General features: G+C 72.3%; 9 protein-coding genes. 7 read left to right on the plus strand and 2 right to left on the minus strand.

What is annotated here, in order from left to right:
- Positions 1–119 precede the first annotated feature (119 nt).
- The 3 genes from HDA41_RS24680 (at position 120) to HDA41_RS24690 (ending at position 3,580) form a co-directional block, all read left to right on the plus strand.
- Positions 120–707, plus strand: a complete 588-nt coding sequence (locus tag HDA41_RS24680; RefSeq protein ID WP_010036508.1) for a sigma-70 family RNA polymerase sigma factor — start codon at positions 120–122, stop codon at positions 705–707.
- Positions 708–846: 139 nt separating this feature from the next.
- Positions 847–2,349: an IMP dehydrogenase gene (guaB, locus tag HDA41_RS24685; RefSeq protein WP_184987240.1), complete on the plus strand. Its 1,503-nt coding sequence runs from the start codon at positions 847–849 to the stop codon at positions 2,347–2,349.
- A gap of 106 nt (positions 2,350–2,455) precedes the next feature.
- Positions 2,456–3,580 carry a GuaB3 family IMP dehydrogenase-related protein gene (locus tag HDA41_RS24690; RefSeq protein ID WP_184987242.1) on the plus strand — a complete coding sequence of 375 codons (1,125 nt, stop codon included), beginning with the start codon at positions 2,456–2,458 and terminating at the stop codon, positions 3,578–3,580.
- Between the two features lie 653 nt (positions 3,581–4,233).
- Here HDA41_RS24690 and HDA41_RS24695 read toward each other — a convergent pair.
- Entirely contained in the window at positions 4,234–5,442 is a 1,209-nt protein-coding gene (locus HDA41_RS24695; protein WP_184987244.1) for a nucleotide sugar dehydrogenase, read from the minus strand.
- Positions 5,443–5,713: 271 nt separating this feature from the next.
- Here HDA41_RS24695 and HDA41_RS24700 point away from each other — a divergent pair, with 271 nt between their 5' ends.
- A complete protein-coding gene (locus HDA41_RS24700; RefSeq protein WP_184987246.1) occupies positions 5,714–7,420 on the plus strand; it encodes a glycerol-3-phosphate dehydrogenase/oxidase in 1,707 nt (568 codons plus the stop codon).
- A gap of 89 nt (positions 7,421–7,509) precedes the next feature.
- Here the strand turns inward: HDA41_RS24700 and HDA41_RS24705 are convergent, their stop codons facing one another.
- Positions 7,510–8,553, minus strand: coding sequence for a serine hydrolase domain-containing protein (locus tag HDA41_RS24705; protein WP_184987248.1), 1,044 nt, complete (start codon positions 8,551–8,553; stop codon positions 7,510–7,512).
- Between the two features lie 181 nt (positions 8,554–8,734).
- Between HDA41_RS24705 and HDA41_RS24710 the strand changes: the two genes are divergently transcribed.
- From HDA41_RS24710 to HDA41_RS24720, 3 genes are all read left to right on the plus strand, one after another.
- Positions 8,735–10,762 carry a serine/threonine-protein kinase gene (locus HDA41_RS24710; protein WP_184987250.1) on the plus strand — a complete coding sequence of 676 codons (2,028 nt, stop codon included), beginning with the start codon at positions 8,735–8,737 and terminating at the stop codon, positions 10,760–10,762.
- 153 nt (positions 10,763–10,915) lie between these two features.
- Complete coding sequence (locus HDA41_RS24715; protein WP_230299421.1) at positions 10,916–13,426, plus strand: serine/threonine kinase C-terminal domain-containing protein; 2,511 nt, start codon at positions 10,916–10,918, stop codon at positions 13,424–13,426.
- A 113-nt stretch (positions 13,427–13,539) separates the two neighbouring features.
- Positions 13,540–15,351, plus strand: a complete 1,812-nt coding sequence (locus HDA41_RS24720) for a serine/threonine-protein kinase (RefSeq protein WP_184987253.1) — start codon at positions 13,540–13,542, stop codon at positions 15,349–15,351.
- Positions 15,352–15,379: the final 28 nt, after the last annotated feature.

Consider the following 15,379-nt stretch of genomic DNA (forward strand, 5'->3'; position numbering starts at 1 on the left):
CGGTCGAGCGGAAGGGGAGGGCGCAGGGGATGAGTTCCGGCGCACCTGCTCATAACGCTTCGGTGCACAACAACGGGCGCGGTGCCACGGACCCGGCGGCCGCAAGGCACCATGGACCGATGCGCGACGACGAGGCGGTCAATGCCCAAGGGGCGATCGGCGCGCTCGTCCACCGCGCCGTCGACGGGGACGAGCAGGCCACGCACGACCTGCTCGCCCATGTCCACCCTCTGGCCCTGCGCTACTGCCGCACCCGTCTGTCCCGCCTCCCGGGCGACGCCCGGCACTTCGTGGAGGACCTCGCCCAGGAGGTCTGCGTGGCGGTGCTCCTCGCGCTGCCCCGCTACCGGGACACCGGGCGCCCCTTCGAGGCGTTCGTCTTCGCCATCGCCGCGCACAAGGTCGCCGACCTCCAGCGCGCGGCGATGCGGCACCCGGGCTCGACGGCCGTCCCCTCGGACGAGATGCCCGAGCGGCCCGACGACTCCCTGGGTCCGGAGGAGCGCGCCCTGCTGAGCAGCGACGCGGAATGGGCCAAGAAACTGCTGGCCAACCTGCCCGAGAACCAGCGGGAGCTGCTGCTGCTGCGGATCGCGGTGGGGTTGACGGCGGAGGAGACGGGTCAGATGTTGGGAATGTCACCCGGCGCGGTCCGTGTGGCCCAGCACCGGGCCCTGAGCAGGCTGAGGGCGCTCGCCGAGCAGTAGTGCCTTCGTTGAACAAGGGATGCGCCGGTTCCGTACGAAGATACGAAGCCCCCGGTCAGGCGGAACACTGGAATTCGGGCTCTCTGCTTCCCGTTAGCATGGACATCCGCACCGATCAAGGCCATTTGGGGAAGGTGTCATGACTGCCAACGTCGACGGCGTGCCCGACAAATTCGCGACACTCGGGCTGACCTACGACGACGTGCTGCTGCTGCCGGGTGCATCCGAGGTGCTCCCCAACGCGGTCGACACCTCGTCCCGCATCTCCCGCAACGTCCGGGTGAACATCCCGCTGCTCTCCGCGGCGATGGACAAGGTCACCGAGTCCCGTATGGCGATCGCCATGGCCCGCCAGGGCGGCGTCGGCGTACTGCACCGCAACCTCTCCGTCGAGGACCAGGTCAACCAGGTCGACCTGGTGAAGCGTTCCGAGTCCGGCATGGTCACCGACCCCATCACGGTGCACCCGGACGCGACGCTGGCCGAGGCCGATGCCCTGTGCGCCAAGTTCCGCATCAGCGGCGTCCCGGTCACCGACCCGGCGGGCAAGCTGCTCGGCATCGTCACCAACCGTGACATGGCCTTCGAGACCGACCGCACCCGTCAGGTGCGCGAGGTCATGACCCCGATGCCGCTCGTCACCGGCAAGGTCGGCATCTCCGGGCCGGACGCCATGGAGCTGCTGCGCCGCCACAAGATCGAGAAGCTCCCGCTGGTCGACGACGCGGGCGTCCTCAAGGGCCTCATCACGGTCAAGGACTTCGTCAAGGCCGAGCAGTACCCCAACGCCGCGAAGGACGCCGAGGGCCGCCTGATCGTCGGTGCCGCCGTCGGTGCCAGCCCCGAGGCGCTGGAGCGGGCCCAGGCGCTGGCCGAGGCCGGTGTGGACTTCCTGGTCGTCGACACCTCGCACGGCCACAACAGCAACGCCCTCAGCTGGATGTCGAAGATCAAGTCGAGTGTCGGGGTCGACGTGATCGGCGGCAACGTCGCCACCCGTGACGGCGCGCAGGCGCTGATCGACGCCGGCGTCGACGGCATCAAGGTCGGCGTGGGCCCCGGCTCGATCTGCACCACCCGGGTCGTCGCCGGTATCGGTGTCCCGCAGGTCACGGCCATCTACGAGGCGTCCCTCGCGGCCCGTCCGGCCGGCGTGCCGCTGATCGGCGACGGCGGTCTGCAGTACTCGGGCGACATTGGCAAGGCGCTCGCCGCCGGCGCCGACACCGTCATGCTGGGCAGCCTCCTCGCCGGCTGTGAGGAGTCGCCCGGCGAGCTCCAGTTCATCAACGGCAAGCAGTTCAAGTCCTACCGTGGGATGGGGTCGCTCGGCGCGATGCAGTCCCGGGGCCAGGGCCGGTCGTACTCGAAGGACCGCTACTTCCAGGCCGAGGTGGCCGCGGACGACAAGCTCGTGCCCGAGGGCATCGAGGGGCAGGTGCCCTACCGCGGTCCGCTGGCCAACGTGTTGCACCAGCTCGTCGGCGGTCTGCGCCAGACCATGGGCTACGTGGGTGCCGCCACCATCGGGGAGATGGAGACCAAGGGCCGCTTCGTCCGGATCACCTCGGCGGGCCTCAAGGAGAGCCACCCGCACGACATCCAGATGACGGTCGAGGCGCCGAACTACAGCCGCAAGTAGCGGACAGGCCTGACGAGGGCGGCCCCGGAAGCATCCGGGGCCGCCCTTGCCGTACCCGTCGGCGATACTGGAAGACGCTGAAACGCAACAGGGAAAGGCCACAGACGTGACTGAGATCGAGATCGGGCGCGGCAAGCGCGGCCGCCGGGCGTACGCCTTCGACGACATCGCCGTCGTCCCCAGCCGCCGTACGCGGGACCCGAAGGAGGTCTCGATCGCCTGGCAGATCGACGCCTACCGCTTCGAGCTGCCCTTCCTGGCCGCCCCCATGGACTCGGTCGTCTCCCCGGCCACCGCCATCCGCATCGGCGAGCTCGGCGGCCTGGGCGTGCTGAACCTCGAAGGTCTGTGGACGCGGTACGAGGACCCGCAGCCGCTGCTCGACGAGATCGCCGAGCTGCCCGCCGACGCGGCGACGCGGCGCCTTCAGGAGATCTACGCCGCGCCCATCAAGGAGGAGCTGATCGGCGCGCGGATCAAGGAGGTGCGCGACTCGGGCGTGGTCACGGCCGCGGCGCTCTCCCCGCAGCGCACGGCCCAGTTCTCCAAGGCCGTCGTCGACGCGGGCGTGGACCTCTTCGTCATCCGCGGTACGACGGTCTCGGCGGAGCACGTCTCCGGTGCGCACGAGCCGCTGAACCTGAAGCAGTTCATCTACGAGCTGGACGTCCCGGTGATCGTCGGCGGCTGCGCCACGTACACCGCGGCCCTGCACCTGATGCGCACCGGCGCGGCGGGCGTGCTGGTCGGCTTCGGCGGCGGCGCCGCGCACACCACGCGCAACGTGCTGGGCATCCAGGTCCCGATGGCGACGGCGGTCGCCGACGTGGCCGCGGCCCGCCGCGACTACATGGACGAGTCCGGCGGCCGGTACGTGCACGTGATCGCGGACGGCGGTGTCGGCTGGTCCGGCGACCTGCCCAAGGCGATCGCCTGCGGCGCCGACGCGGTCATGATGGGCTCCCCGCTCGCCCGCGCGACCGACGGCCCGGGCAAGGGCAACCACTGGGGCATGGAGGCCGTGAACGAGGAGCTGCCGCGCGGCCAGAAGGTCGACCTCGGCACGGTCGGCACCATCGAGGAGATCCTCACGGGTCCGTCCCACACCCCGGACGGCTCGATGAACCTCTTCGGCGCGCTGCGGCGGGCGATGGCCACGACCGGGTACAGCGAGCTGAAGGAGTTCCAGCGGGTCGAGGTGACGGTGGCGGACTCGCAGCACCGGCGGTAGTCGGTAGCCCCCAGGACGAGGAAGGGCCTGGTCACTCGGGTGAGTGACCAGGCCCTTTTGCGTGCCCAACTGGCCCTGGCGGGGCGCGTGTTGGCTTATGGGGGCGCGCGGTTGCCTTCGGGCCGGATGGCGCGGTGGAGGGCGGTTTCGAGGCGCTAGTGTCCGTGATCGGCGCCCCGGTTCTCCTGGGTGCCCCCTTCCAAGGACACGGTTCCGGACCCCGGCCCCTCGGGGCCCGGCCCGATTCCGACGTGCTGCCTACCGGGCCAATGGGTGGCGTCGTGGAAGGGGGCGCTCATGGGACGCCACCGCAAGCCCACCCGCTGGGACCGACTCCGTCTTCGGATGGTGCAGTGCCGGAGGAGGTGGATCTTGCGACTTTTCGGATGGTGAGCGGCCGCCCCTATAGAGACTAGGGGCGGACACTCCGTGATCCATCCAGGAGCCTGCCGCAGTGGCCACTGCGGTGGGCTCCGCCTTGCTTCGGATGGTGAGCGGCCGCCCCCACGAGAACTAGGGGCGGACACTCCGTGATCCATCCAGGAGCCTGCCGCAGTGCCCGCTGCGGTGGGCTCCGCCGTCTCCCAAGGTACTGGCGGCGGGGTGCCCCGCGCCACCAGCCCAGGGGGCTCAGCGCCCCCACGCGCCCCTCTTCACAACCGATGCGCCGCCCCCGTGGGCGCCGCCCCCCGCGTGTCCAGCAGCAGCTGCGCCTTCACTGACAGGCCTTGCAGGTCGTACGTGCGGTGCTGCTGGAGGAGGATGGTCAGGTCCGCGTCGGCGACCGCCTCGTAAAGGGAGTCCACGCGGGGGACGGGGCGGTCCAGGACGCTCCAGGCGGGGACGTGCGGGTCGTGGTAGCTGACCGAGGCGCCCAGTTCCATCAGGCGCAGGGCGATCTCCTGGGCGGGGGTGCCGTGCAGGTCGGCGAGGTCGGGCTTGTAGGTGACGCCCAGGAGCAGCACGCGTGCCCCCCGGGCCGACTTGCCGTGCTCGTTGAGGAGCGTGGCGGCGCGCTGGACGACGTAGCCGGGCATCCGGCTGTTGACCTGCTGGGCCAGTTCCACCATGCGCAGGGTGCGGCCGCCGTGGGCGGTCAGGTCCTGCGGGACGGCGTGGCCGCCGACGCCGGGGCCGGGGCGGAAGGCCTGGAAACCGAACGGCTTGGTCTCCGCGCAGCGGACGACGTCCCACAGGTCGACGCCCAGGTCGTGGCAGAGGACGGCCATCTCGTTGACGAGGGCGATGTTGACGTGCCGGTAGTTGGTCTCCAGGAGCTGCACGGTCTCCGCCTCGCGGGGTCCACGCGCGCGTACCACCTTGTCGGTGAGCCGTCCGTAGAAGGCGGCGGCCGACTCCGTGCAGGCCGGGGTGAGGCCGCCGATGACCTTGGGGGTGTTGGCGGGGGTGAAGTCGCGGTTGCCGGGGTCGACACGGCTGGGGGAGTAGGCGAGGTGGAAGTCGCGGCCCGCGCGCAGACCCGATCCTTCTTCGAGGAGGGGACGCAGGATTCCCTCTGTGGTCCCTGGGTACACAGGGGACTCCAGGATCACAGTGGTGTGCGGGCGCAGGTGCGCGGCCAGGGTGCGGGCGGCCGCCTCCAGTCGGCTCAGGTCGAGTCCGCCGTCCGCGCCCTGCGGGGTCGGTGCGCAGATGACCGCGGTGCGCACCCGGCCGAGTTCGGTGGCGTTCGTGGTCGGCCGGAAGCCCCCCGAGAGCATCCGGCGCTGTTCAGCGGGGCTGAGAAGGCCGGCCTCGGGGCCGGTCCGGTAGCCGAGGGTGGCGACGCCGGCGGTGACGGCGGCCTGGGCCAGGGGCAGGCCGTACGGGCCGAGTCCGATGACGGCGAGATCTGCGGGCATGGCGTGGCCGTCCTTCCCGATAGCCGAAGTGGGACAGGTACGCAAGCCCTGTGGACAGGACGGGCGAGCGCAATGTCAGACTAGGAGTAAATATGACCGATATGTGGGATTGCTCGGCCGAGTTTCGGTGAGTGTTCCGTGCGCGTTGTCCACAGGCTGACGGCCCGTGGTGGCTGAAGTCGGGCAACGCGGTCAGAATTTGGGCAGGGGGATACGGGCGGGGTCTCACCCGACGGGTGCGGCCGGCGCGACCGATGAGCGGGAGGCAGCGGTGAGGACAGCGACACTCGGGCCGGCGCAGCGCGCCGAGTCACTCGCATCTATGGCCGAGCGCGAGCTGGACGTGCTGGTGGTGGGCGCAGGCGTGGTCGGTGCGGGCACCGCGCTCGACGCCGTGACCAGGGGCCTGTCCACGGGACTGGTCGAGGCGCGTGACTGGGCGTCCGGCACCTCCAGCCGGTCCAGCAAACTGATCCACGGCGGCCTGCGCTACCTGGAGATGCTCGACTTCGCGCTCGTACGGGAGGCCCTGAAGGAACGCGGCCTGCTGCTGGAGCGGCTCGCCCCGCATCTGGTGAAGCCCGTGCCGTTCCTGTACCCCTTGCAGCACAAGGGCTGGGAGCGGCTGTACGCCGGGTCGGGCGTCGCGATGTACGACGCCATGTCCATGGCCCGGGGTCATGGCCGGGGCCTGCCGATGCACCGCCACCTGACCCGCTCTCACGCCCTGCGCGTCGCGCCCTGTTTGAAGAAGGACGCGCTGGTGGGGGCGCTTCAGTACTACGACGCCCAGATGGACGACGCCCGGTACGTCGCGACGCTGGTGCGCACGGCGGTGGCGTACGGCGCGAAGGCCGCCAACCGCGCACGCGTGACGGGCTTCCTGCGCGAGGGCGAGCGGGTCGTCGGCGCGAAGGTGCAGGACGTCGAAGGCGGCGGCGAGTACGAGATCCGCGCCAAGCAGGTCGTCAACGCCACCGGCGTGTGGACGGACGACACTCAGGGGATGGTCGGGGAGCGCGGCCGGTTCCACGTCCGGGCGTCCAAGGGCATCCACCTGGTCGTGCCGCGCGACCGGATCCACTCCACGACCGGGCTGATCCTGCGCACGGAGAAGTCCGTGCTGTTCGTCATCCCCTGGGGCCGGCACTGGATAGTCGGGACCACGGACACCGACTGGGACCTCGACAAGGCCCACCCGGCCGCGTCCAGCGCGGACATCGACTACCTGCTGGAGCATGTGAACTCGGTGCTCGCGGTGCCACTCACGAGGGACGACGTCCAGGGCGTGTACGCGGGCCTGCGGCCGCTGCTCGCGGGCGAGTCGGACGCCACCAGCAAGCTGTCGCGCGAGCACACCGTGGCGCATCCCGTGCCCGGGCTCGTCGTCGTGGCGGGCGGCAAGTACACCACCTACCGGGTCATGGCCAAGGACGCGGTGGACGCGGCGGTGCACGGGCTCGACATGCGCGTCGCCGAGTGCGTCACCGAGGACGTGCCGCTGCTGGGCGCCGAGGGCTACCGGGCACTGTGGAACGCGCGGGCGCGGATCGCGGCCCGGACCGGACTGCATGTGGTGCGGGTGGAGCACCTGCTGAACCGGTACGGCACGATGGCCGAGGAACTCCTCGCGCTCATCGCCGAGGACCCGTCCCTGGGGGAGCCCCTGCCGGCGGCCGACGACTATCTGCGCGCCGAGATCGTCTACGCGGCCTCGCACGAGGGGGCGCGGCATCTCGACGACGTGCTGACCCGGCGTACGCGCATCTCCATCGAGACCTTCGACCGGGGCACGCGCAGCGCTCGCGACGCCGCCGAGCTCATGGCGCCGGTCCTCGGCTGGGACAAGGACCAGATCGAGCGCGAGGTCCAGCACTACGAGAAGCGGGTGGAGGCCGAGCGGGAGTCGCAGCGCCAGCCGGACGACCTGACGGCGGACGCGGCGCGGCTGGGGGCGCCGGACATCGTGCCGCTGTAGAGGCGGCTGCTCACGCGAACCGGGCGACGCTCCCGACGTCACCCGAACGAGTGTCGGGAACCGGGATATTCGTTCGGAACCTGGTCGTTCTACGAGGTGCGGGGGCAGAACTCGGCCGCGAGCACCGCGGGTTCGAGACCGGGATCTGCGATCGCGTCCGTGTTCACGCGGAAGGTGAGGACACGCCGGCCGTCGACGGTGGCTGCGGTGCGCACATAGCTGCCGGATATGTGCCCGTTGTGCCCCCACACCGTGGTGCCGCACGGAAGTTTCTCGGGGAACAGCCCCATGCCGTACGCGCCGTGTGCGGCACGGGTGTCGAGCATCTCGCGCAGCCGGCGCGGGGGCAGCAGCCGTCCGCCGAGCAGGGCCGAGTAGAAGCGGTCCAGATCGGCGAGCGTGGTCACCAGCTCGCCCGCGGCGCCGGCCACCCGCGGGTCGAGATCGGTGACGTCGGTTCCGTCGGCGGCGTAGGCGCGGCCGTGCGGAGAGGGCAGCGAAGAACGGGATCCGGGGAAGGAGGTGCCCGTCAGACCCAGGGGAGTGATGATGCGGCGCTCGGCCTCGGTGGCGTACGAGTGGCCGGTGACCTGCTGGACGACCAGGCCGAGCAGGACGTAGTTGGTGTTCGAGTAGGAGAAGCGGCCGCGTTCCGCCGGGGGGTGGGTGAGTGCGATGCGTATGGCCTGACGGGGCGTGACGGGTGCGGTTCCGCCGGTGTCCGCGGTGTAGTCGTACAGGCCGCTGGTGTGGGTGAGCAGGGAACGCAGGGTCAGCGCGCGGCCGTCGTTGCCCGCTCCCCGCACCAGGCCCGGCAGGTGCTGCTCCACGGTGTCGGACAGTGACAGCCGGTGCTCGGCGGCCAGTTGCAGCACGACCGTCGCGATGAACGTCTTCGTGATGCTGCCGGCGCGGAAATGGTCCGACCGGGCGATGCCCTGCCCGGCGTGGGCGTAGCGGGTGGTGGTTCCCTCCCGGGCCAGCAGGGCCGCGGCGGGTGCTCTGCCCTGGGTCACCAGCAGCGGGAGCACCGCGTTCGTGGGCGGAACGGAGAGAGCCGACGAGTCGGCCGGAGGCAGGCCGAGGAGGGCGACGGACACAGGCAGGGCCAGCAAGGCCCGAAGGGGCGGCAAGCGGGCTCCTCCCTCGTCGGGGCGTCGGGGCCCATCATGCAAGGCGGCGCGGGGTGCGCCGCACCCGGGTTCCGGGTGGCCGGGCCCCGTGGGCCTTTGGCCAGGGGGCCCCTGGGCGCTGGGCACTTGTCGGGTGAGAGACAATGGAGGCTCTGTCAGGGCGGGTTGTATGAGGGGACGCATGTCGGAGGCGGAGCGGGCGGGCACATCTCGTCAGGACACTCGTCAGGACAACAGGGAGCGTCTCCTCGCGGGGCGTTACCGGCTGGGCAAGGTGCTCGGCCGCGGCGGCATGGGCACGGTGTGGCGGGCCGAGGACGAGACCCTGGGGCGGACGGTCGCCGTCAAGGAGCTGCGGTTCCCGTCGAACATCGACGAGGAGGAGAAGCGGCGGCTGATCACGCGGACGCTGCGCGAGGCCAAGGCCATCGCGCGGATCCGCAACAACAGCGCCGTGACGGTCTTCGACGTGGTCCAGGAGGACGACCGGCCCTGGATCGTGATGGAGCTCGTCGAGGGCAAGTCGCTCGCCGAGGTCATCCGGGAGGACGGCCTGCTGGAGCCCAGGCGTGCGGCGGAGGTCGGACTCGCGATCCTCGACGTGCTGCGGTCCGCGCACCGCGAGGGCATCCTGCACCGCGACGTGAAGCCGTCGAACGTGCTGATCGCCGAGGACGGCCGGGTCGTGCTCACGGACTTCGGGATCGCCCAGGTCGAGGGCGACCCGTCCATCACCTCGACCGGCATGCTCGTCGGCGCGCCCTCCTACATCTCCCCGGAGCGGGCGCGCGGGCACAAGCCCGGCCCCGCGGCCGACCTGTGGTCGCTCGGCGGGCTGCTGTACGCGGCGGTGGAGGGCGCGCCGCCGTACGACAAGGGGTCGGCCATAGCGACCCTCACGGCGGTGATGACCGAGCCGTTGGAGGAGCCGAAGAACGCCGGCCCGCTGAAGGACGTCATCCACGGCCTGCTCACCAAGGACCCCGCCCAGCGGCTCGACGACGCGGGCGCCCGGGCGATGCTGAACTCGGTCATCCGCGCACCCGAGCCGGCCGAGCCGGAGCCGATGGACGCGACGAAGGTCGTGCCGCTGCCGGCGCAGCCGGACAGGTCCTCGCGCAAGGGGAGTTCGGCGGGTTCCGGGAGCAAGCGCGGCGAGGAGGCCGGGGATCGGCTGCGCGGGGCGCTGCGCTCCGTGCGCAAGGCCGCCGCGGGAACGGCCGGGGCGTCGGCCGCGTCCCGCAGTGAGTCCGAGGGCGGTGCGGCCGCTTCCGGCCCGGAGGGCGGGAAGTCCGGGGCCGGGGAAACAGGTGCCTCCGTGTCGAAGTCGGGTTCGGCGTCGGCCCCGGGGGCGGCTGCCGGGGCCGGTGAGCGGGGTGCGCAGGGGGCGACGACGGCTTCCGGAGGCCGGAGTTCGGGGTGGCCCGTCATGCCGCCGCCGGACCTGCCGCCGCGGCCCGCGCCGCCCAGGGCGCCGCTCACCGACGTCGTGCCGCGGCGGACGCTGGTGATCATCGCGGTGGTCGTGGCGCTCGCCGTGATCGGCACCGTGCTCGCCATCGCGCTCAGCGGAGACGACACGGGCTCGAAGGGCGCCGCCGGCGAGAGCGGCGGCAAGACCGTCGCCACCGCGTCGAGCAGCGCCGGCACCAAGGGCGACGAGAGCGACGGCACGCGCACCGACGGTGCGGCGACACAGCCCGCGCCGTCGAGGCCCGCCTCGAACAGCACGCCCAGCGACCAAGGAAGCGGGTCTTCCGGCGGCGGCAAGGGCACCGCCGCCGTCTCGACGCACCAGGGCAGCCAGGGGTACTCGATCGGACTGCCCAAGGGATGGAAGTACCAGTCCACGGGTGCCGCGGGCGACCGGTTCACCGGGCCCGACGGGCAGAAGCTGCTCATCGCCTGGACGTCCACGCCCAAGGGCGACCCGGTGGCGGACTGGAAGAGCCAGGAGCGCTACATGCAGCGCGCGCAGTACAAGAAGATCCGAATAGAGCAGGTGGACTACCGCGGCTGGAACACGGCCGACTGGGAGTTCACCTACGTGGAGAGCGGCACCAGGTACCGGACCATCGACCGGGGTTTCGTCGTCGACGACCGGCAGGGCTACGCGCTGATGTACACGGCGAAAGCGGCCGACTGGGACGGTGAGCTGCGCAAGGAGACCTGGCGGACGCTGACGAAGACCTTCGAACCCAAGTCCTGAGCATGAGCGGCCCCGGGTTTGGGGAGTGAGATCTGGCATCCCCCCAGTGCGGGTTGTCCGCGGCACGTATCGTAAATGTTTACGGACCGTACGCAGCCGGAACGGACCGTGGGGCGAACGGATGTGACCGACCAGGCTGCCGGGGGAGGCAACGTGGACGACTATGCGGGACGGGTGCTCGCCGACCGCTACCGCCTGCCGCTGCCGCCCTCCGACGAGTACGAACTCACCGAGTCCCGGGCCTTCGACACCTACAGCGGACAGGAAGTCCTGGTCAGGCAGGTGCCGTTGCCGGAGGTGGTCGAGGCGGAGGTCCTCGACGCGGAGGGGCTGCCCGACGGCTTCACGGCACGTGACGGTGGCGCGCGCAGGCCCGGCACCCGTCCGGGCACCCGGCGGCCCACGGATCCGGTGGTACGGCGGGCGGTCGAGGCCGCGCAGGCCGCGGCGGCCATTCCCGACCATCCGCGACTCGACCAGGTCTTCGACGTGTTCGCAGAAGGCGGTTCGCTGTGGATCGTCAGCGAGCTGGTGGCCGCGCGTCCGCTGGCGGCGCTGCTCGCCGAGAAGCCTCTCACGCCGTACCGGGCGGCCGAGGTGGCCTCCGACGTCCTCATGGCGCTGCGCGTACTGCATGCGCACGGCTGGGTGCACCGGAACATCACCGCGCGGACGGTGCTCGTCTGCGACGACGGCCGGGTGATGCTGACCGGGCTGGCGGTGGGCGCGGCGGAGGAGGCGCTGTGCGGGTACGACCCCGTTCCGGCTCCGCCCTTCGACGAGCCCGGCCGGGAGACCGGCGGTTCCGGGCTGGTCAGCGGCGGCGCTGGTCCGGGTGGTGCCGGTGGCCCGGGAGGCATCGGGGGCGCGGCCGATCCCGAGGCCGCGCGGCGGGCCGCCATAGAGGCACGGGAGTCGCGGGGGCTGCCGACGGCCGGAGCCGACGCGGGGAGCGGGGGTGCGGCCGTGCCCGCCCGCAGAAGCGCGGAGGACAGCGAGGACCCGCGGGCCGCGCGAGCCGGGGCGATCGCGGCCTACCGGGCGGGTGCCCGGGCCGCGGCCCGGGTCCAGGAGACGCAGAACGGCCGGGCGGCACTGCCCGGCGCCCGGCCCGCCCCGGACGGCGGCGGGCCCGGGCCGCACAGCAACGGCTCGGCACAGTCGCCGTACGTCCCCGGGCAGAGCCCGGGGCCCGGTGCCGCGCCACAAGGGCGGACAGCCGACCCCTACGGCGTGGGCGGCGCCCCCCGTACGACCGCCTGGCACGGCGCCACACCCCGTGGCGGAACGGGCAGCGCGCCCCCGCCGCGGGGTCAGGACCGGACGGCTCTCCCCCCGGCCTCGGACCCCGCCGCCCACAGCGAGCCCACCCGGTGGGACGACCTGGTCGCCCACACCCCCGCACCCCGGCGCGGTCCGGCCACGGCGCTGGCCGCCGAGCGGGCGCGGCAGGCGCGGATGGCCGTGGTGGGGCCCGTGACGGAGCGCTGGGCGCCGGAGCAGGCCGGACCCGTGCACGAGAACTGGCAGTTGGCCGCGCCGATCGGTCCCGCCACCGACCTGTGGGCGCTCGGCGCGCTGCTCTTCAGGGCCGTACAGGGGCATGCGCCCTACCCGGAGGAGTCGACGGCGGAGCTGGTGCAGATGGTGTGCGCCGAACCGCCCGCCTACGCCGAGGAGTGCGGGCCGCTCAGGCCGGTGGTCGAGTCGCTGCTGCGCCAGGACCCGACCGAGCGCCTCGACTTCGAGGAACTGCGGGGCTGGCTGCGCTCACTCGTGCGCTCGGCGCCCGAGCCGGAGGCCGGTGTGCACGTCGTCGCGGCCCCGCCCGTCGACGCGAGCCGGCTGCCCGTCGTACGGCGCCGGGGCGAGCTCGTGCGCAGGCGGCGGGCCGGGCTGCCCGCGCACCACGGGCGGCACAAACGGGCCAAGAAGGAGTCGCGGTCGCCGCACCGGCTCGGCCGCACCCTGCTCCTGCTCGTCCTGCTCGCGATGGCCGCGGCGGTCGCCTACGCCATGCTCTTCATGCCCAAGTCGCAGACCGACGGACCGCAGGGCACGGACCGCACCGGTGCCGCCGGTCAGGTCAGCCAGGCGCCCGAGCCGGACGCCAGCGGCGAGCCCCGCCCCGACCGGGCGTCGCCCGAGCCGGAGACGAGCCCGTCCACATCGGCCGGTTCCACGCAGACGCAGACCACCGGCCCGGAGGTCGCCGAGGGCTTCACCCTGCGCAAGGACCCGGCGGGCTTCCAGGTCGCCGTCGCCCAGGGCTGGGACCGCACCGCGCGGGGCGGCAGCGGCCAGGTCGTCTACGCGAAGGGCGACTTCGAGCTCATCGTCGTACCGGGCCGGGACAGCGCGTCGGAGTACGGCAGCGACCCGATGGCCTACCAGCGTGAGGAGGAGCGCGAGTTGCAGCCGTACCGCGACTCCAGCTGGGCCACCTCCACGGGGCTGAAGACGATCGAGGTGGGCGGGCGGACCATGGCGGAGGGGCAGTTCACCTGGACCGGCGACGACGGCGGCGAGCTGTATGTGCGCAACCTCGCGATGCTGGTCGACGGGCGGTACCACGTGGTCCAGGTGCGCGGCCCGGAGTCCGAACGGGACGAGGTGACGCGGCTGTACGAACAGGCGGCGGCGACCTACAAGGCGACGAAGTGAGCACAGCGGCAACCGTCACAGTGCGGTCACCGTGGTACCCCGCTTGTTCCCTGAGGAAGTGCGGGTCCTTACTCTGACCCTGTCAAGAACATTGCGGGGCAACGTTGAATCAGATGCAGGGCCTGCTCGTCGCGGGCCGCTACCGGCTCGCCGACTCGATCGGCAGTGGCGGCATGGGCCGGGTATGGCGCGCACATGACGAGGTGCTGCACCGGTCCGTCGCCATCAAGGAGCTGACGGCCGCCCTCTACGTCTCCGAGAGCGAGCAGGCCATCCTGCTGGCGCGCACCCGGGCCGAGGCCAGGGCCGCCGCGCGGATCAACCACTCCGCGGTCGTCACCGTGCACGACGTGCTGGAGCACGACGGCCGCCCCTGGATCGTGATGGAGCTGGTCGAGGGCCGCTCCCTGGCCGACGCGGTCAAGGAGGAGGGGCGCGTCGAGTCGCGCGAGGCGGCGCGTATCGGCATGTGGGTGCTGCGGGCCCTGCGCGCCGCGCACACCGCCGGAGTCCTGCACCGCGACGTCAAGCCGGGCAACGTCCTCCTCGCCCGGGACGGACGTGTCCTGCTCACCGACTTCGGCATCGCCCAGATCGAGGGCGACACCACCATCACCCGGACCGGAGAGGTCGTCGGCTCGGTCGACTATCTGGCGCCCGAGCGCGTACGCGGCCACGACCCGGGCCCGTCCTCCGACCTGTGGGCGCTCGGTGCGACGCTCTACACGGCGGTGGAGGGCCGGTCGCCGTTCCGCCGCACCACACCCCTGACCACCATGCAGGCCGTGGTCGAGGAGGAGGCCGCCGAGCTTCGGCACGCGGGGCCGCTCACGCCCGTCATCACCGCCCTGCTGCGCAAGGATCCGGCCACCCGGCCCGCACTCGCCGAGATTGAGCAGATGCTCGCCGAGGCGGCGGAGGGACGGCGGCCGAGAGGGGCGCAGGCGTATGTGCCGACGCAGTACGGGGGATCGTCGCCGTACCGGGAGGTGCACAGCGGCAGGGGCACGTCCGGTACGGGCCTGTCCGGTACGGGCCTGTCCGGTACGAGCCCGTCCGGCGCGGGCGCGGCCGGCACGGGCACGGCCGGTACCGGCTCGGGATCGCACACCCGCAATCCGCTCCCGCCGCTGGCCGGGACACCGGCCACCGGGACGCCGCCGGCCGGTGCCGCCCCGGCCGGCAGTCCGGCAGCCGGGGCCTTTGCCTCCGGGCCCAGGACGACCGGTCCCACCAGGATCGGCCCGGCGGCGACAGGGCCGCACCCGACCGGTTCGGGCCGGCGCCGCCGGCTTCGTACCCTCGCGCTCGTCGTCGCGCTCGCGGCCATCATCGGCGGAGGCACCGCGGTGGTGCTCCAGCAGTGGCACGAGGGCCGGCAGACGCCGTCCGGCGCGTCCGGCGTGTCCGGCTCGTCCGGTGACATGCGCACGAAGCAGCCCGGGGGCTCGGTTCCCGAAGGCTGGACCCGCCGCGACGACCCCGTCGGTTTCAGCCTCTACCTGCCCAAGGGCTGGAAGCGCGAGCCCTTCGGCCCGCAGGGCGAGATCAGGCAGATCGACTACACGCCCGACGGCGGCCGGCACTTCGTCCGGATCGCCGTCGACGCCTCCCCGGACTTCGCCGACCCGTACGCCCACCAGCTCGATCTGGAGCAGCAGTTGAAGCGGCTGGTCGACTACAAGCGGGTGAAGCTGGAGCGCAACGTCTACCGCGACCGGGACGGCGCCCTGTGGGAGTACACCTGGACCGCGCAGGCGAAGGACACCGAGTTCCCCGGGCCGCGCCGGGCCATCGAGGAGACGTACGTCGCCCGCGACGGCACCGAGTACGCGCTCTACATGTCGGCGCCCGCGCAGGACTGGGCGAAGGCGCGCAAGCAGTTCACGTCGGTGTTGCAGGGGTGGCAGGAGAAGACCCCCTGAGGCGGAAGCCCTCTGAGGCCCCCTGAAC

The sequence above is a fragment of the Streptomyces caelestis genome (assembly GCF_014205255.1).
Taxonomy (GTDB): domain Bacteria; phylum Actinomycetota; class Actinomycetes; order Streptomycetales; family Streptomycetaceae; genus Streptomyces; species Streptomyces caelestis.

What these genes read in the sequence shown, in the direction of transcription:
- HDA41_RS24710 (WP_184987250.1), top strand. Translation starts at nt 8,735, where the DNA reads ATGTCGGAGGCGGAGCGGGCGGGCACATCTCGTCAGGACACTCGTCAG.
- HDA41_RS24720 (WP_184987253.1), top strand. Translation starts at nt 13,540, where the DNA reads ATGCAGGGCCTGCTCGTCGCGGGCCGCTACCGGCTCGCCGACTCGATC.
- guaB (WP_184987240.1), top strand. Translation starts at nt 847, where the DNA reads ATGACTGCCAACGTCGACGGCGTGCCCGACAAATTCGCGACACTCGGG.
- HDA41_RS24680 (WP_010036508.1), top strand. Translation starts at nt 120, where the DNA reads ATGCGCGACGACGAGGCGGTCAATGCCCAAGGGGCGATCGGCGCGCTC.
- HDA41_RS24695 (WP_184987244.1), bottom strand. Translation starts at nt 5,442, where the DNA reads ATGCCCGCAGATCTCGCCGTCATCGGACTCGGCCCGTACGGCCTGCCC.